We start from the raw sequence: 18947 nt of genomic DNA on the forward strand, positions 1-18947 counted from the left end.
CAGACGGCTGCTGCCCCGGATAGCGGTCCTGACCGCCATGGTGCTTGCGGCGGAGACGGCGGTAGTGGTCGCCGCCACCGGCCAAGTGGTGGCAGTCAACCGTGAGAAGACCCAGCAGGCAGTCGGCAAGGATACTCCCAGGGGCCCTGATACTGCCGCGGACATCCCCTCCGCGAAGGTCGCGGCCCGGCTCCACGGCAAGCGGGTCGAGGCGCTGTCCGAGCGTACCGAGACCTCCACGACCTGGGTGAACAAGGACGGCTCGCTCACCACGGAGCTCACCGCCGGACCTGTTCGGTTCATGGACGAGGCCACGGGAGAGTGGCGCGAGGTCGACCTGGACCTGGTCCGGGGCGCCGACGGGACGGTCGAGCCCAAAGCGCACCCGGGCGGGCTGCGTCTGGCCGGCAGGTCCGGGACCCCGGCGAAGTCGCTGAAAGCCGCTCAGCAGGCCGAGGCCACCGACCTGGTGACCCTGGGGGAGGGCGATCAGCAGATCACCCTGCAGTGGAAGGGCGGCCTGCCCCAGCCGAAGCTGGACGGCATCCGGGCGGAATACGTCAATGCCGTACCCGGCGCGGACGTGGTCGTGGAGGCCACCCGGACCGGCTTCGAGCAGTACGTCGAGCTCAAGCAGCGTCCCGAGACCGGTGACGCGGGCGGCTACTCCTACACGCTGCCGCTGAGGGCCAAGGGCCTGAAGGCGAAGCAACTGGCCGACGGCAGCGTGCTGTTCACCGACAGGAAGAACAAGAAGCGGGCGGTGATGCCCGCGCCGGTGATGTGGGACGCCACCGTCGACGAGCGCTCCGGTGAGCACACCCGCAAGGCCGGGGTCGGCATGAAGGTGGTCCAGAAGGGTGCCTCCGTCGACCTGGTGATCACCCCGGACGCCGGTTTCCTCGCCGACCCGGACACCCGGTACCCGGTCACCATTGACCCGTCCACCTCCTCGCTGTCCAACGTCTTCGACACCTACGTGCAGCAGGGCGAGACCGTCGACTGGTCCACCGACACCGAGCTGGACTGGGGCAACCCGGGCACGAAGAACGCCGACGGCACCCCGCGCACCGCGGAGACCTTCATCTCCTGGAACACCACGCCGATCCAGGACGCGCTGGTGCTGGACGCGAAGCTGTCGCTGTACAACTTCCACTCGGGCAACACCGACTGCAAGGCGTATCCGTGGGAGGTGTGGTCCTCCCCCGCCGCCTCCACCTCCAGCCGGTGGACCAACCGTCCGACGATGACGGCGAGGAAGGCCACCTCCACCGAGACCCGCGGCAACCCGTCGTGCACCGGCACCCAGCCCAAGGGCTGGATCAACGCCGACATCACCACACTGGTGCAGGAGTGGGCCTCGGCCAAGGCCACCCGCGGCCACATGGGCATCCGCGCCTCCAGCGAAACGGTCGTGGCCCAGTGGAAGCGGGTCAACTCCGCCAACGCCGCCTCCAACCCGCCGAAACTGGTGGTCAACTACAACTACCGGCCGCGCACCGGCACCAAGCAGGAGGCCGGCCCGCCGTACTTCTCCTACGGCGGCGACTACGTGGTCAACACGACCACGCCCACCCTGCGGGACGTCTTCGTCGATCCCGACGGCGACAAGGTCAACGGCACCTTCCAGATCTTCGACTCCGCCACCAACGCCCAGGTCGGCAACGTCCTGGTGTCGAAGTACGTGCCCTCCGGGCAGGTCGCCTCGGTGACCGTGCCGTCCGGGGTGCTGGCCGAAGGAAAGACGTACAAGTTCCGCACCAGCCCGTACGACGGCACGCACTACAACACCGGCTGGTCGGCGTGGAAGACGTTCACCGTCGACACCAAGGCCCCGTCCGCCCCGACGAAGATCGTCTCCACGGACTACCCGTCGGACAAGTGGGTCAAGGGCGCCGGTCAGGCGGGCACGTTCACCGTCACCCCGCCCGCCGGCGGTGACCACAACTGGCTGGAATGGTCGCTGGACGAGGTGACCTGGACCAAGGTGACCACCAGCGGCTCCGGTTCCAACAAGACCATCAGCATCGCCCCGCCCAAGGACGGCACCCACACCCTGCAGGTGCGGGCCGTGGACAAGGCGGACAACAAGTCCGAGGCGGCCGAGTACACCTTCCACGCCGGCCCCGGTGGCTTCGTCCAACCCTCCGACGGCGAGCGCACCGCCCGCCGCCTGCCACTGGCTGTCGAGGTCGAGGCGGGCAAGTACAACGCGGTGTCCTTCTCCTGGCGCCGCTCCGAGGCAGACAAGTGGGTGCAGATCCCCACCGGTCACGTGACCTCCGGCGGCACCCCGCTGACCGCATGGCCCGTACCACTGACCAACGGCAGGAATGCCCCGCTGGTCTGGAACACCACCGACACGGTCGACCCGGACGGCACGATCCAGATCAAGGCCGACTTCACCGGACCGAACAGCGCGGCCGGCAGTACCGAGCCGCTCACGGTGGTCGTCGACCGGAACGCGTCGGGCGCAGCCTCAAAGGTCGTGGGCCCGGGCACCGTCAACCTGCTGACCGGTGACTTCCTGCTGTCGGAGGGCGACGCATCGTACTTCGGCCTCTCCGCGGGGCGTACCGCCTCCTCCCGAGAGCCCAACGCGCAGACGGACGGCCAGGTGCCGATCTTCGGCAAGGAGTGGTCCAGCAGTGTCATCGCCGACAATGCCGGATCGGACTACGTCCAGATCGAGAAGGTCTCGGCCACGGCCCTCTCTGTCGTCGAGGAGGGCGGCAAGACGATCGCCTTCACGGCCAACGCCGCGCAGAACGGCTGGATCCCGGAGCCGGGCTCCGAGGACCTGACCCTCAAGGGCACTTTCGCCACCGGTTTCACGCTGACCGACAGCGACGGCGCCGAAACCCTCTTCACCAAGCCGGACGTCTCGGCGACCACCTGGGTCGTCGACACGTCCAAGCTCAACGGCCTCGTCTCCAGCACCTCCAACGTCGTCTCCGAGACGGTCGTCGTCGGCGGCAAGGTCCTGGCCCGTCCGAAGCGGATCATCGCTCCGACATCGGCCGCATCCAATGCCACGTGTGCGGCGACCCCGGCCACCGTCGGCTGCCGCTCGCTGGAGTTCGTCTACGCCACCTCCACCACCGCCACCTCCACCGCCGACGGTGACTTCAGCGGTCAGGTCAAGGAAATCCGGCTGTGGTCCACCGAGGCCGGCGCCAACGTGGCAACGTCCAAGGCGGTCCAGAGCTATCTGTACGACACGGCCGGCCGTCTGCGGCAGGTGTGGAACCCGCAGATCACGCCCGCTCTGAAGACGACGTACAGCTACGACGCCGCAGGACGGGTCACTCAGCTGACCCCGCCCGGTCAGTTGCCGTGGACGTTCGCCTACGGCAAGGCCGGAAACGCCGCCACCGCCGGTGACGGCATGCTCCTCAAGGTGAGTCGGCCCGGCCTGAAGCGTGGCACGGCCGACGTGGTCGAGGGCACCAACACCACCACGCTCGTCTATGACGTCCCGCTGACCGGGGCGGCCGCCCCGTACAAGATGGGCGCGTCCGATGTACGGGCCTGGGGCCAGACCGACGCGGCGACCGACGCCACAGCCATGTTCCCCGGTGATGTCATTCCGCCGTCGAACTCCGCCTCCGGCCTCGCCGCCGCCGACTACAAGCGCGCGGACGTGTACTACCTCGACGTCTCAGGACGTGAGGTCAACACGGCCCAGCCGGGCGGCCATATCAGCACCGAAGAGTTCGATCGTTTCGGCAACCCCGTCCGCAGCCTGAGCGCCGGCAACCGCGCGCTGGCCCTGGGCACGGCGCCCGGGGCGGCCGAGACGCTCCGCGACCTCGGCATCAACGCCCTCACCACCGCCGAGCGGGCCGAGGAACTGTCCACGCTCACGTACTACAGCGCCGATGGTCTGCGTGAGACGGAGAGTCTGGGCCCGCTGCACCGGGTCGAGCTCACTCAGGACCTCAAGAGCGGCTCGACCGTCCTGGTGACCGGCGGTGCGTCGGTGCCGGGCCGCGAGTGGGTCGTCAGCGAGTACGACACCGGCCGTCCCACTGACGGCAGTGCTGTCGTCAAGGACCAGCTCACACTCACCACCAGCGGTGTCCGGGTCCGCGGTTACGACTCGAACATGGGTGAGAAGCTCGTCAACGAGACGCTGTACGACTGGGTCAAGGGCCTGCCGAAGCTGGCCATCACGGACTCGGGCGGCCTCAACCTCACCACTGCCACCGCGTACGACGCCCAGGGCCGCGTCACCGACGTGAGCCAGCCCGGCTCCACCGGCTCCGACCCGGCGACCCGTGTCTCCGTCTACTGGTCGGCGACCGGTACCGGCAGCTGCAAGGGCCGTCCGGAGTGGGCGGACGCGTTGTGCTGGACGGGTCCCGCGGGTGCCATCACCGGCGGCGGCTCGCAGCCCACGCAGGTGGCCGACACCACCTACGAGTACGGCTTCTTCGGCCAGAACACCAAGCGGAACGAAACGGCGAACGGCTCGAGCCGCACCACCACCACCACGTTCGACAATGCCGGCCGCCAGCTGAAGACCACGGTGACCGGCCCGGGCCAGGCGGTCCCGGACTCCACCCGGGTGTACGACTCGGCCACCGGCCTTCCGGCTGGTACGACCTCGTCCACCGGGGGCACGATCACCAAGGCATACGACAAGCTCGGTCGCCTGATCTCCTACACCGACGCCGACGGCGGGGTCACCAAGCAGGAGTACGACCTGCTCGACCGCCCGGTCAAGGTGTCCGACTCCGTCCCGTCCTCCGTCACGTACACCTACGACGCGACGGTCGAGCCGCGCGGACTTCCGGTCTCCGCCACCGATTCGGTGGCGGGCACCTTCTCCGCCGGGTACGACGCCGACGGCACCACGACCAGCCAGAGGTTGCCCGGCGGTTACACGCTCGCCCAGGAGGTCGATCCCGCCGGCGCGATCACCAGCCGCGTGTACACGCGGGACAGTGACGGTGCCACGGTCATGTCGGACAGCGTGTCCAAGTCCGCGCACGACCAGGTCATCAGGCATTCCGGCTGGTCCAGCCAGACCTTCCGGTACGACAAGGCCGGTCGTCTGACGTCTGTCGACGACATCGTCGCGGACATCTGCACGCGCCGCACCTACACGCTGGACAAGCGTTCCAACCGCACCTCGGCCATCAGTGCTTCGGGAGCCTCCGGCGCCGACTGCCCGACGACCGGTGGCACCACCAGGACGAGCGCGTACGACACCGGCGACCGACTCGTGGACAGCGGCTACACGTATGACGCCTTCGGCCGCACCACGGCACTGCCGGGCAGCACGATCGGCTACTACGCCAACGACCGTGCCTACCAGCTCACCTCCGGCACCCAGCGGCAGACGTGGCAGCTCGACTCCGCCATGCGCTTCCGCTCCTGGAAGACCGAGGCCGGCAGCGGCAGCACCTGGACCCAGACCGGATCCAAGCTCAACCACTACGACGGTGACGGCGACAGCCCTCGCTGGATCGTGGAGGACACCGTCACCGGCGCGCTCACCCGCAACGTCACGTCCTTCGGAGGCGATCTCCTCGCCACCACGAGCAAGACCGGTGAAACCGTCCTGCAGCTGAGCAACGTACACGGTGACGTCGCCCTTCAGCTCCCGCTGGACGGCGAGCAGCCCCCGGTGGCGCTGGACAGCGACGAGTTCGGCAACGCCCGTGTCGGTCAGAGCGCGTCCCGGTACGAGTGGCTCGGTGCCAAGCAGCGTTCCGCCGAGACCGTGGCAGGCCTGACCCTGATGGGCTCCCGCCTGTACAACTCGGAGACGGGCCGCTTCCTGAGCCCGGACCCGGTGTACGGCGGCAACGCCAACCCGTACGTCTACCCGGCCGACCCGGTCAACGCCTACGACCTCGACGGTAACAAGAAGCAGAAGAAGCCCCGTTCCTGTGGCTTCTGGTGCAACGTCTTCACCGGCGCCATCTCTGGAATCGCCGGTGTGGTCTGCGCCCCGTTCGCGGGTCCGGTCATCTGCGGCGCCGTCGCCGGCGGCGTCCTGGGCTTCGCCCAATACTGGTGGACCCACCACGGCGGTCACGGGTACACCATCAAGGGCGCCATGAAGGCGACCCTCCTGGGTGCAGCGATCGGCGGATTCGGCGGAGCGGTAGGAAAGCTCATCCTGAAAATCGGAGGCAAGATCTTCCGGGGCTACGGTGACCGCGCCTCCATCAAGGCGTGGGACAAGTTCCAGAAGGCCATGAAGTAGTAAGGCCCCACTACTCCGGTGCCTGGTGGCCGTCTCGCCACCAGGCACCGGACCCAGTACGGTCCACCCCCCACACAGAAAACGGGAATTCCACTCATGTTCAGCTATTGGCTCGCGACCATACGCCGTGCTGCCGTGGCGTTCGCTGCGGTCGCCGTTGTCTGCGGCAGTGCCATGGCCGGTGTAATGATCTGGGACGACGCGACCGCCTGGGCGGCCGCGCTGCTCCAGGGGGCGCTCGCCGGCCTCGTGCTGGGTGCTGTCATGGCCGTCATGATCGCCACGTCGAACACGTGGCAGGCCGCGCGTACGGCTTCGCGCCATGGCCTGACGCTGTCCGCCGAGGCCGTGCCCTTGCCGTGCACCGCAGAGATCCGCGTACCGATACGTTCCGGCACCACCGCCTACCAGCTCACCGACAGCGTGCTGCACGCTCTCAAGCAGCTCCCGGCCCCCCAGATCGACGAGGTCACGGAGTTCACCCACGGCAAGCTCACCCTCATCTGCAGGAAATCGCTGAGCCTCCCGGTGAGGTTCCGCATCTCCGTCACTACAGACCGGGACACCGCGACCGTGACGATGGACGCCCGCCCCACGGCCACCTGGAGACTCCTCGACGACGGCGCCAGCTGGAGCGTCCTCAAGGCTTTCGAGCCGCACGTCAGCAAGGCCGTCCACGACGAAGTGGGCGGTATGAGCGAGACTTGAGCACGGCCCCCTCCTCGAACTGCTCGCGTCCACGGCGGCAGCAGTAGTGATCTTGGTGAGGGACAATCGGTCGGTGATCAGAGTGCTGGTGGTCGAAGACCATGCCGTCGTGCGGTCCGGGCTCACGGCGCTGCTCTCGGGAGAATTGGGCATCGTCGTCGTCGGCGAGGCCGCTGACGGGGCCGTGGCGCTTGCGGAGGCCGAGCGGCTTCGGCCCGATGTGGCTCTCGTCGACATCGATCTGCCCGTCGTGGACGGTATCGCCGTCGCCGCCGTGCTCGCCGAGCGGCTGCCTGAATGTCGCATCCTGATTCTCACGGCGCTGGACCGGCCCGGGTGTCTGAGCCGTGCCATGGGCGCGGGAGCCTCCGGCTATCTCCTCAAGAGCGCGACCTCCGCCGAGACCGCGGACGCGATTCGCCGGGTCGCCGCGGGCGGGCGAGTGATCGACCTGCGGATGCGGGGCGGCCGGGCCGATGAGGCCAGCCCTCTGACCGAGCGGGAAGCCGAGGTGTTGCGGCTGGCGTCCTCGGGTGCGCATGCCCGCGAGATCGCCGCCGACCTCTTCCTGAGCGTGGGCACGGTGCGCAACCGGCTCTCGTCCGCCGTCGGCAAGCTCCACGCGCGCACCCTCGTCGATGCCGTCCGCATCGCCGAACGCCACGGCTGGCTGTAGATACGTGAAGATCTCACTACCTGGGCCCCGCGCCGCGTGCTGGGATCAAAGTCGACCGATTTGCGCCCGCCGACCACAGGCGCGGCGCGGCAGACGCGCACAGGAGATGGGGAGCGCACGGTTTCGATGGCGGGGCGGCGGACCGCGGCAGGGCGAGCGAGGGCGGAGTTGGCCGTGGCCTACGCTCTGGCCGCACTGGTGCACGGATCGGCCGTGGTGGGCGTGGTGCTCGGCGGGCCGTGGACGCTCGTGTGGTTCCTGCCCACCATGCCGGGTTCGCTGGTGGCGATCTGGTGCGTGCGTCATGGGATCCGACTGGAAACGTCGGAAGAATCCGCCCGGTTCATCAGGAAGGTGACGGAGGAGCTGTGAGCGACGAGCTGTCATGGTTCAAGTCCAGCTATAGCGACTCCGAGGGCAGCGCCTGCCTCGAAGTCGCCGTCCGCCCCCGCACCGTCCACGTCCGTGACTCGGAGCTCGGGGCTCGGAGCCCCCGCTTCGCGGTGCCCGCCGACGCCTGGGCCGCGTTCCTCGCGTACGCCTCTCGCGAGGCCTGAGCTTCGGAGTGGAGAGCGGCAACGGCCGTGATGAGGGCGGCCGTTCGTCCTGAGCCGTCCGGCCTGGATGGCGTGATCTGGTCAACTTTGTCCGCTTGCTCAGGGAGCCGCGAACCCCTGTCTTCACAGCGAGCGCACAGGTTCCGCGAACTTCCTCTGCGCCGTACCGCACCGGCGGTTTTCAGCCGCATCCCGGGCGGGATCTTGTCGCACACACTTGCGACCTGCCTAAGGTAGCCGCCGCGCACGGACGGAACTGACCCATCCGTCACCGAGCGCACCGACCCGCGGCCGGGGGGACATCGCCGCAATGCGTCTGCTGCGTCTGCGTCTTCGGACTCTTCGGACGGGCACCCCCGCCTGCCCGTTCACGAAGAAGGATGCAGCTTGAAGCCCAGACCAGGCTTCCTCATGCCTGCGCTACGGAGATCGCAACACTTCGCGCGCCTCGTTCCGATCATCCTCGCCCTGGCGGTCCTGGCCACCCTCGCGGCCCGGCCGGACCTGTTCGGCCGGTCGGCCGCCGACGGCAGCCTTGTGGCCGACAGCTACGACGGCTTCGACGTCACGGCCGCCGAGCAACTGCGGCAGGACCAGTGCCTGATGGGCGGCACGCTGCGGCTGGGCGGCCCGAACATGTTCAGCCTGGCGCAGGACGGGCTGAACCGGCCCGCTGATCAGCTGCACACGGCGGCGAACCGGGAGTACTGGAACGACACGCCGCTGTCGAAGGCGTTCGACCAGGACAGGGCCGCCGCCGACAAGGAGGTCGCGGCACTCGGCGCCCGCGAAAAGACCTGGAAGACACCGCTCGACGGCCTCTCCACCCCCGCAGGCTTCACCGATGCGGACTTTCACTGGCCTCCGGGCACCAGCGGACAGGGTGCGGGCTTCTTCGAGCAGACCGGCCTGTCGAAGTGGATCGGCGACCGCTGGTGGCAGCGCGAGGACGACTTCTACGAGGACCCCACCCGCAAGGCCGACGACGCCACGGTCAAGGTCGTCAAGGACCTCGGCGACCCGCTCTACGGCAAGGTCCCCGACCCCTCACTGCCCGCTGACCAGTGGCGGCAGGCGTACACGGAACACCAGGCCTGGGACAGCCTGGTGAACTGGCCCATGGAGCCGACCGGCGCGGACAACGCCCGGCTCTTCCTCTCCTCCGGTGGCTTCCCGCGCAGCGCGCCCGAATCCGGCACCCTGGAGTTCCGACTCGCGGTGGAGGACCTGAAGGCCCGCTTCGCGGCCTGCGCCTGGCGTTCCCCGGTGGACCCGAACAAGGTTCTCGGCAAGGAGGTCGCCGCCGCGTCCGCCGAGTGGCAGCAGGAGGTCGCCGCCCAGGCCACCCAGCGCAACCAGATCCTCAACGCCAACCGCGACGCCACCAAGGCCCTGGCGGGCGGCGCCAAGGCGCTGGGCGAAATGCTCGGCCAGTCCTGGATCGCCGACCACCTGGCCCGCTGGCAGGACTACTGGTCGGCCGGCGGACCGGGCTGGATCGGCGACAGTCCGATGGTCGTGCACATCCACGCCGCCGCCGGCAAGTGCCTCGACGTCCAGGGCGGCAAGAAGGACAACGGCACACCGGTGCAGCTGTACACCTGCAACGGCGGTGCGGCCCAGAAGTGGGAGATCCGCAAGGGCGCGCTGGTGAACACCAACTCCGGCAAGTGCCTGGACGTCAAGAGTGGCAACTCCGCGAACGGGACCGTGATCCAGATCTGGACGTGCAACCAGAGCGCCGCCCAGAACTGGGAGTACACCACGCACGCCACCACGCGCCTGCTCAACACGGGCACCGGCAAGTGCCTCGACCTGCACACCTACACCAACGGCCAGGACGCCCAGCTCTACACCTGCAACGGCACCGACCCGCAGAAGTTCGACATCGTCCCGGACGGCCACAACGGCACCGACAAGCTCGACTACCCGACCAAGGCCCAGTTCGACAAGGCGAAGAAGGGCGTCACGGACGCCCAGACCGAGGCGAAGAAGCAGCTCGACCTGCTGAAGGCCCAGGCCGCCGCGGCGAAGAAGGCCGCCGCGGACACCGACTCCGCCGAACAGGCCGCCTACGCCGTCGCCGACAAGGCCGGTGCTCCCCGGGGCCGTGCCCTGCTGGTCGGACAGCAGAAGGCGCAGGTGACGAAGGCGTCCGCGGCAGCGCTGGAGGCGATGGCGAAGGCGGGCGACACCGCCTACGCCGCCACCCGCGCCTCCGCCGGCGACAGCGCCACCATCGCCGCCCGCGCCATGACACAGGCCGCTGCCTCCAAGGCCGCGTTCCGTACGGCCGCCGCGCAGAAGGCCAACGAGCAGGCGAAGGCCGCCGCCGACGCGGCGGCCGTACAGGCGAAGAACGCCAAGGACGCCCGGGACACCGCCAGGACCAAGCTCGCCGAGACCCGAAAGGCCGAGGCGGACGCGAAGGCGGCTGCCGCCACGGCGCACGCCAAGCGACTCGCGGCGGAGGCGGAAGAGGCCACGGCGAAGGCGGAGAAGCAGACCGCCGCACAGAAGCAGGCCGAGGCGGCCGAGCACAAGAAGAACGCCGAAGGCTACGCGACGAAGGCCAAGGCCGCCGAGAACAAGGCGGAAGCCGCCGAGTCCACCGCCCGGGACAGGCGCAAGGACGCCGAGACGGCACGGGACAGGGCCAAGGGCAAACGGGACGACGCCTGGGACGCGGAGCAGAAGGCGAACGCCGCACGCGCCATGGCCGATGCCAAGGACGCCTACGCCGATGCCCACGAGTCCGCTGACGACGCCAAGGCCGCACGGGCGGCGGCCGACGAAGCCGACAAGGCCGCGGGTGACGCGGAGTCGGCCGCGACCTCGGCTCGCGCGGAGGCGGACGCGGCGACGAAGGCGGCGGCCGACGCGGACGCCGCCGCGACGCGCGCCGAGGCGGCGGCCAAGCGGGCCCGTTCGGACGCCGACGAGGCGAAGGCCGCCAAGCTGAAGGCCGAGGCCGCGGTGAGGACGGCGACCAGCGCGGCCGCGGACGCCATCAAGGCGTCCCAGACCGCGGCGAATGCGGCCCGCACCGCGGTGAAGCTGGCCGACGACGCGCAGAAGAACGCCGCCGACGCCAAGAAGCAGGCCGACGCGTCGAAGGCGGAGGCACTCAAGGCGGTTGCGGGCGCGGCGGAGGCCGCCGGGCACGCGTACACCACGGCGCAGGCGGCACAGGATGCCTGCAACTCGGCGCAGCAGGTCGCCGCTCCGGCCAACGACGCGATCCAGCTCGGCTCGCCCTACGTCACCACCGACTCGGCCGCCGGACTCGTCGTCCTGACCGGCCAATCGTCGAAGACGATCGCCGAGCAGCAGCAGGCCGTCGCCGAGGCCCACGCCCAGAACGCCCAGAAGGCCGCCGCACAGGCCCAGAGCACCGCCAACGCGGCGACCGGGGACGCCAAGGCCGCCTACACGATCGCCGCCGAGGCCGCGGGCCACGCGGCGAACGCCCGCAAGTCGGCGAAGGAGGCACTGGGGTACGCGGCGGAGGCGGCACAGGCCGCCGCGGACGCGCAGAAGTCACTGGCCAACACCATCGAGTACGACCGGCAGGCCGGCGTGGACGCGGCCGCCGCGGACAAGGCAGCCGGCCGCGCCGAGGGCTACGCCAAGGACGCCCGCGACTCCGCCGACCAGGCGGCCCTGGACGCCGCTGCCGCCCGCACCGCCGCCTCCGAAGCCGAACAGGCGGCCAAGGACGCCCGCGCCGCAGCCAACCGCGCCGACGCCGAAGCCACGGCAGCGGAGGAGGCGGCGAAGGACGCCCAGAAGTACGCGGAGTCGGCGCAGCAGGCGGCCGAACAAGCCCAACGCAACGACGCGAACAAGCAGGTGCAGACAGGCGCGGCCACCGGTGTCGGAGGCGTGTTCTCCGTCATCGACGACATCAAGCAGAAGGGCGACCCCGAACGCCTGCCGGACGACTGCTCCCGTCTGCCCTGCGACCTGGTCTTCAAGGCGCATTTCGATGTGGTCGTCAGCTACTACCTCTGTACCGACCCTGACGTCCCTGCCACCGAATCCGGCTGCCCTGCCGAGGACACGGTCTTCCTGAAAACGCAAACGATCAGGGACCTGACCAAGACGGTCAAGATCTCCTCGTGGCAGGCGACCAAGGACCTGTGGAAGGGCATCTTCGACTCGATCATCAGTGATTTCACCGGTTGCTACCACAAGTTCAACGGCGATGGCGGAAGCTACGGCGACTGCGCCTGGGCCGCCACCTGGCTGCCGCTCGGTGGGCCCGTCGCGAAGATCACCGAGGCGATCCGCGCGGTGGATGCCGCCATGCGCACAGGTATCGGTGTCTCCGATGCCCTGAAGGCACTGAGGGCCCTGGACGTGGACGCCCACACGCTCGCCGGCATCGAGTGGACGGTGGCGGTGTACGAGGAGGCGCGGACGGCCTGCAGGGTCAACAGTTTCCCCGGCAGCACCGAAGTGGTTCTGGCCGACGGAAGCCGTAAGGCGATCCATGACGTGGACCTGGGAGACCTGCTTCTGGCCGCGGATCCCGCGACTGGGCGCACTCGGGGTGAGCCGGTCACGCGTACCTTCCACCACACCGCCGACGAATTGCTGGACATCACCCTGGCAGGCGGCGGACGCATCACGACCACACCAGGTCACCGGTTCTTCGTCGGAGGGCGGGACTGGACCTTGGCGTCCGACATCCGTACCGGAGATCGCCTGCGCACCCCGGACGGAACTCTCCGCACGGTGGTCTCGCTGCTCGACCGGCAGGACACCACCGCGCCCCGGGCTGTGTACGACCTGACCGTGTCCGGCCTGCACACCTTCTACGTCGTGGCAGGCGGCACTCCGGTTCTCGTCCACAACTGCAACGACCTCATCGCTGACGACGGCGTGTTCCGCGGACTCGCCCACGTCCTGGACGAGCACGTGGACCCCGACAAGGCGAGGGCGGTCGCGCTGGCGGCCGAGAAGTCACGTAAAGCGGGCCGGAACGTGCCGAACAGCGTGTTCCACGATCTGCAGACGGCACAGCAGGTCGTCGACTACGCGATTGCCAACCGGGCGGGCGCCATCGCCAAGTGGCTCCGGGGGAGCAAGCAGGAATACGAGTGGACGGGTACGTTCGGGGCGAGGAACTCCCTCGGCACGGTGTACTACGCGGACACAACCGAGAAGGCCGCGGGCAACGGCTTCTACATCATGATCAAGAGGGCCAAGGGACACCCCCGTGGCTACTACGTGTACACCGCGTACCCGCAGTGAAGGAGGTGACAAGTGGTACAGCGTTTCACCGAGTTCGATTTCGGACTGTCATGGGTGATGGGCTTCTTCCATCAGGACTGGATGTACGACGGGCCCACGGCTGCCGATGCGGTGAAGAAGCACTTCGCGGAAGAGGTCGACCAGGAGGTCCTGGCGGTCCGGCGTGACGCCCAAGCTCTTGTCGACGGCCTCCCCTCGGAATCCATCGAGGTGCTGTGGACGGCCGGAGCCCAGTACCTGCCCGGCTTCGAGTCGACCACAGGATCGGAGTGGACGCGGACGGTCATCGCCCTGTGCGACGCCAGGCTGGCCACAACGGCGGACGTACGCCCGCTCACCGGAGCCGACCTGGAGGACGGTACAGCCCAGGAAGAAGCGATCGTCGCCGAGATCGGGCGGCTGGACTTCCTCGACGCCGATGTCAAGGAGGCCCTTGCCGAATGTGCTCGCCGCTGCAGCCCGGACCTGGCCTTCCGGGTGCTGCTGAGAGTCCTCGTGAACGCCTCCGGTGCGTGGCTGTCCACCGATCAGTACGCGAGGATGGAGGCGATCGGATCGGCTCTGCACTACGGCGAGTTCGTGGTGGAAGACGTCAGGTACCTGGTTGCGGAGGAACCGCCACCGCCGGGGGAGGTACGCCGGTTCACCGACTGCGACTTCGGCGTGACCTGGCTGATGCGCGAGTTCCGTCCGGATTACGGGAGCAGTGTGCCGGCATCCCCGGCCCGTACTGTCCGCGGCCACTTCGTCGACGAGTCGGATCCGAGGGCGGTGCTTGCCGTTCGCCGGGACGCACAGTTCCTCCTCGACTACCTCCCGGCCCACACGAGCGAGGTGTTGTGGCTGGCCGGGACGGGGCTCGGGCCCGGCTTCTTCTCGGTGGACACGCCCGACACGGAGTCGGGGAAGGTATGGATGCGGACCATCATCAGGGAGTGCGATGCCTGGCTGGCCGGCCGGGACGTGGAACCGCTCTCCGGGGCCGACCTGGCAGGTAGCCGGAACAGGGACGGTCGGCTGGTCGACGAGATCGGCAAGATCGTTCGCCGCCTGGAGGCGGATGTCGGGCGGGCGATCACCGAGTGCGCCTGGCTCTGCAGCTCGGAGCTCGCTGTCCGGCTGATGCTCAGAGCACTCGCCGTGGCCGGTGCGTCCCTGTCCCCGAGCCAGTACGCGCAGTTGGAGAGCTGGGGAGCGATGTTCCACTACGGCGGTCCTGTAGTGGCCGACGTCAGCCATCTGGTCCGCGAGGGCTAGCAAGGGAACACAATGCCGATGCCCTGCTCCGCCGTCGAACTGCTCGTTCGGCGGCCCGACGGCGGAGCAGGCACGGCGAGTGCACCGGCTGCCGCGTCCCCGGCCGCCCGGAAGCCCTGCCCGGAGGTCTCTGCCGAACCTGCCGCAGTTCGGGCGGAACCACGTCTTCCGAAGGGCCGACCCGTATGCAGCCCGCAGCGGTACGCGCCCGTGCCGCCGAAGTGCGCGCCTCGATGCGCGCCACAGCCCGTGTGAAGCGCGGCGCCCTGGTCGTGGGCTTGACGGCCGACACGGCCGTACGGGATCAGCAGGCTTCCACCCCATACGGTCCGCCTCCCTTGTGTGGCTCGCACACATGCCCTCCTCCCTCAACCCGCGCCTAACGTGTGCGCCGCGCGGGACGGAGCCGTGCAGGCGTGGACGAGGGGGTCAGGACATGCGGAACAGACGGAGCCGTGCGGGCCGGTGGCGGTTGTTGCTCGCCGCGCTGCTGGCGGTGGTGGCCGGGCCGGTGGCCGCCGGGGGGACCGCGGTCGCCGCCGGGCCGCCTTCCCACCTCACCCTCGAGGCGAGTTACGGAGCCGGCACCGTCACCAACGGCTGGGAGCGTGTGGAGCGTTATCTCGACACCACCAGCGGGTTCCGCACCGAGGGCTACCCGCCGGACGGCCGCGGTGACCAGGACGGGAAGCGCGTGACGTACTTCGGTGGCGTCTCCCGCCCGTACTCCGGCCGCTTCCTGCTCTACTCGGCCCCCGGCTGGAACACCGGCACCCGCACCACGCCGGTCCTCCTCGTCCACGGCGCGAACGACACCGCGGACCGCGCCTGGGCCAATCCGGGCGAGGCGGGCGGCTACGGCTGCGGCGCCCTGTCCTGCCCGTCCACCGGGCTGATGCAGTACCTGGCCGGACGCGGCCACCGCGTCTTCGCCGTCGGCTTCGCGCACAAGCAGGGCGACAACCTGATGCAGGCGCAGATCGTCGGCGACGCGATCGCCGTCATCAAGGCGAAGCTGGGCGTCGACAAGGTCGACCTCGTCGGCTGGAGCAAGGGCGAGATGTCGACCCGCGCCTACGTGTCGTCGCTGAAGCCGAGCTGGGGACGGGCGTACGCCGGTGACGTACGCAGGCTGATCACCGTCGGCGGCCCGAACGGCGGCTACGACTACCCGTACGCACACGGCTGGGCGCACGACTTCTCCGTCTGGCCCGAGTGCGGAGGCAAGGTCAACGCCCCCTCCCCGCACTCGCGCATGACGTGCTACGGCCTGTACACCGCGCACCCCGAGTTCTCGATGACGCCCTCCGGCGGCTACGACAACTACCCCGGCCAGCGTCAGATGCTCGCCCGCTGGGACGGCAGGTACGGAGTCGACGGCGCCGCGCAGGACTGGTACACGACGTACTACGGAGGCCAGGGCTTCTACACCGCGGGCAGCGGCATCCAGGCCGCCATCGACGCCGGCTCCCTGATCAAGCCGCTGCACGACGCCGGCGTACCCGCCTCCGTCACCACCTACCTGCTGGCCGGCGGATCCCCGGACGTCATCGGCATCTTCAACGAGAACCGCGGGCCCAGCGACGGAGTCGTCTTCATCGCGAGCGCGCTCGACACCACCGGCATCCCCACGGTCGGCTCCACCGCCACCATTGCCGGCGCCAACCACCTCGAGCTGGGATGGAACAACTCGGCCGCCGACCGGATCGCCACTTGGCTCTCGTAAAAGATCACAAGAATCAAAGGATCAGAGGACGATGACCACGAGCAGCATCCGTACCCGCCGCGTGTCCACCGAGCGTCTCACCGTCCGGATCAGCGAGGTCCGGGACGAGGGCGAACCCGTCGTCTTCGTCCACGGCAACGTATCCTCCTCCGCCTTCTGGGACACCACCCTGACCCTGCTTCCGGACCGCTACCGCCCCATCGCCCTCGACCTGCGCGGCTTCGGCGGCACCGACCCGCTGCCCATCGACGCCACGCGCGGCCTGCGCGACCACGTCGACGACCTCGCCGCGCTGCTGGCGGCCCTCGGCATCGACCGGGCCCACCTGGTGGGCTGGTCCATGGGCGGGGGCGTGGTCATGCAGTACCTGCACGACCACCCGGCCGCGGTGCGCTCCCTGACGCTGGTCAACCCGGTCTCCCCGTACGGCTTCGGCGGTACGCGCGGGGTGGGGGGAACCCTCAACTCCGCGGACGGGGCGGGGTCGGGCGGCGGCACGGCCAACCCGGAGTTCGTCGCCCGGCTCGCCAAGGGCGACCGCGGTGAGGACTCCCCGACCTCGCCCCGCTCCGTCCTGGCGAGCTGCTACGTCAAGCCGCCGCTGCGGCCCGAGCACGAGGACGCGTACGTCGAGTCCATGCTCACCACGCGGACCGGCGACGACCACTACCCGGGCGACAGCGTGGCGTCGACGGCCTGGCCGGGCGTCGCACCCGGCACCCGTGGGGTCCTCAACTGCCTTTCCCCGCTGTACTTCCGCCTCGACGAGCTGCATCTGATCGACCCCAAGCCGCCGGTGCTGTGGATACGCGGCGAGGACGACGTGATCGTCTCGGACACCTCGGTGTTCGACCTGGCCCACCTGGGCTCGATCGGCGCGGTGCCGGGCTGGGACGGGACCCCCGCCCAGCCGATGGTGGCCCAGACCCGGCACGTCCTGGACCGCTACGCCGCACAGGGCGGCACGGTACGGGAGGTCGCCGTACCCGACGCCGGACACGCCGTGCACCTCGAACGCCCCGAGGAGTTCGGCGCGGCACTGCTGGGGATCCTGTCGGCATGACGGTGTGCACCACTGAGCAGGGCGCCGTCCGCGGCGGTCTTTCCGCGGACGGCGTGGCGTCCTTCCTGGGCATCCCTTACGCGGCCCCGCCCTTCGGCCCCCGCCGCTTCCGCGCGCCGTGTCCGCCCGAGCCCTGGACGGGCGTGCGCGACGCCACGGCCTACGGCCCGACCGCGCCGCACGCGCCCTACGCACCGCCCTTCGACACCCTCATCCCGGAGGACGTCGTCCCCGGTGAGGACTGCCTGAACCTCAACATCTGGACCCCCGCTCCAGGGCCGGGAGCAGGACTGCCGGTGATGGTGTGGCTGCACGGCGGGGCGTTCTCCAACGGCGCGGGCTCGGTACCGGCGTACGACGGCAGCACCTTCGCCCGCGACGGGGTCGTCTGCGTCACCCTCAACTACCGTCTGGGCTCGGACGGTTTCCTCCACCTCCCCGGTGTCCCCGACAACCGCGGCCTGCTGGACCAGGTGGCCGCCCTGCGCTGGATCCGCGCCAACATCGCCTCCTTCGGCGGCGATCCCGATCAGGTGACGGTCTTCGGCGAGTCGGCGGGCGCGATGAGCATCGGCGTCCTGCTGGCCACGGGCGGGGCGCGTGGCCTGTTCCGCCGGGCGATCCTGCAGAGCGGCGCCTGCCACCACTTCCTGCGTCCGTCCTCGGCGGCCCTGATCGCGGCCCGCCTGGCCACGAAGCTCGGCATCGATCCGACCCCGGAGGCCTTCGCCGCGGTCCCCCTCGGCGACCTCCTGCCCGCCCAGGCCGAGCTCCGCGCCGAGGTGGGCGCCCGCCCGGACCCGGCCCTGTGGGGCGAGGCGGCGCTCAACATCATGCCGTTCGAACCGGTGACAGCCGTTCCGACAGCAGGTCCGTCCCTCCCCGGCCCCGACTGCGGCGTCGACCTCCTGATCGGCAGCAACCGCGAGGAGTACCGCCTCTTCCTGGTCCCCACCGAGCGCCTGGAATCCTTCACGGAGCCGCGGCTGCGTGCCATGACGGCCGCCTACGGCGCGGACCCGGACAAGGCCCTCCCCGTGTACCGCGCCACCCGCCCAGCCGCCGTCCCGGGCGAGCTCCTGGACGCGGTGGCGACGGACTGGTTCTACCGGATCCCCGCCATCCGTCTGGCCGAGTCCGTCCCCGGCTCGCACCTGTACGAATTCGCCTGGCGCTCCCCGCGGTTCGCCGGCCGCCTCGGCGCATGCCACGCCCTGGAGCTGGGCTTCGTCTTCGACCGCCTCCACGACCCGTCGTACACCCCGATGCTGGGCACCCGGCCACCCCAGGCTCTCGCGGACGCGATGCACGCGGCGTGGGTCTCCTTCGCGAAGACCGGCGACCCCGGCTGGCCGGCGTACGACACGTCCACCCGCACGACGATGGTCTTCGCCGAAGACCCCACCCTGGAAGACGACCCGCGCGGTCAGGAGCGCCTGCTCTGGGAAGGCGTGCGCTAGCGAGCCGGGCTGCCGGCCGGA

General features: G+C 69.8%; 10 protein-coding genes. All 10 read left to right on the forward strand.

Features of this window, described 5'->3' with window-relative positions; all coding sequences use genetic code 11:
- Positions 1-37 precede the first annotated feature (37 nt).
- Positions 38-6220 carry a DNRLRE domain-containing protein gene (locus ACX25U_RS22430; RefSeq protein WP_454394439.1) on the forward strand — a complete coding sequence of 2061 codons (6183 nt, stop codon included), beginning with the start codon at positions 38-40 and terminating at the stop codon, positions 6218-6220.
- 135 nt (positions 6221-6355) lie between these two features.
- A complete protein-coding gene (locus ACX25U_RS22435) occupies positions 6356-6928 on the forward strand; it encodes a hypothetical protein (protein ID WP_454382621.1) in 573 nt (190 codons plus the stop codon).
- 73 nt (positions 6929-7001) lie between these two features.
- Entirely contained in the window at positions 7002-7604 is a 603-nt protein-coding gene (locus ACX25U_RS22440) for a response regulator transcription factor (protein WP_454382622.1), read from the forward strand.
- Positions 7605-7778: 174 nt separating this feature from the next.
- On the forward strand, positions 7779-7976 hold the full coding sequence (locus ACX25U_RS22445; protein ID WP_454382623.1) for a hypothetical protein: 198 nt from the start codon (positions 7779-7781) through the stop codon (positions 7974-7976).
- On the forward strand, positions 7973-8161 hold the full coding sequence (locus ACX25U_RS22450) for a DUF397 domain-containing protein (protein ID WP_454382624.1): 189 nt from the start codon (positions 7973-7975) through the stop codon (positions 8159-8161). Before ACX25U_RS22445 ends, ACX25U_RS22450 begins: the two co-directional genes overlap by 4 nt.
- Positions 8162-8572: 411 nt before the next feature.
- Complete coding sequence (locus ACX25U_RS22455; RefSeq protein WP_454394441.1) at positions 8573-13420, forward strand: RICIN domain-containing protein; 4848 nt, start codon at positions 8573-8575, stop codon at positions 13418-13420.
- A 12-nt stretch (positions 13421-13432) separates the two neighbouring features.
- Positions 13433-14677, forward strand: a complete 1245-nt coding sequence (locus ACX25U_RS22460) for a hypothetical protein (RefSeq protein WP_454382625.1) — start codon at positions 13433-13435, stop codon at positions 14675-14677.
- Between the two features lie 436 nt (positions 14678-15113).
- Complete coding sequence (locus ACX25U_RS22465) at positions 15114-16403, forward strand: esterase/lipase family protein (RefSeq protein WP_454382626.1); 1290 nt, start codon at positions 15114-15116, stop codon at positions 16401-16403.
- Between the two features lie 31 nt (positions 16404-16434).
- On the forward strand, positions 16435-17466 hold the full coding sequence (locus ACX25U_RS22470; protein ID WP_454382627.1) for an alpha/beta fold hydrolase: 1032 nt from the start codon (positions 16435-16437) through the stop codon (positions 17464-17466).
- Positions 17463-18926 (forward strand): carboxylesterase/lipase family protein, encoded by a 1464-nt coding sequence (locus ACX25U_RS22475; RefSeq protein WP_454382628.1) that lies wholly within the window; start codon positions 17463-17465, stop codon positions 18924-18926. The genes ACX25U_RS22470 and ACX25U_RS22475 overlap by 4 nt, the downstream gene beginning before the upstream one ends.
- Positions 18927-18947 lie beyond the last annotated feature (21 nt).

It is taken from the genome of Streptomyces sp. JNUCC 63 (assembly GCF_054366325.1).

Coding starts and splice junctions, on each gene's coding strand:
- ACX25U_RS22475 (WP_454382628.1), top strand. CDS start 17,463: ATGACGGTGTGCACCACTGAGCAGGGCGCCGTCCGCGGCGGTCTTTCC.
- ACX25U_RS22465 (WP_454382626.1), top strand. CDS start 15,114: ATGCGGAACAGACGGAGCCGTGCGGGCCGGTGGCGGTTGTTGCTCGCC.
- ACX25U_RS22470 (WP_454382627.1), top strand. CDS start 16,435: ATGACCACGAGCAGCATCCGTACCCGCCGCGTGTCCACCGAGCGTCTC.
- ACX25U_RS22455 (WP_454394441.1), top strand. CDS start 8,573: ATGCCTGCGCTACGGAGATCGCAACACTTCGCGCGCCTCGTTCCGATC.
- ACX25U_RS22430 (WP_454394439.1), top strand. CDS start 38: ATGGTGCTTGCGGCGGAGACGGCGGTAGTGGTCGCCGCCACCGGCCAA.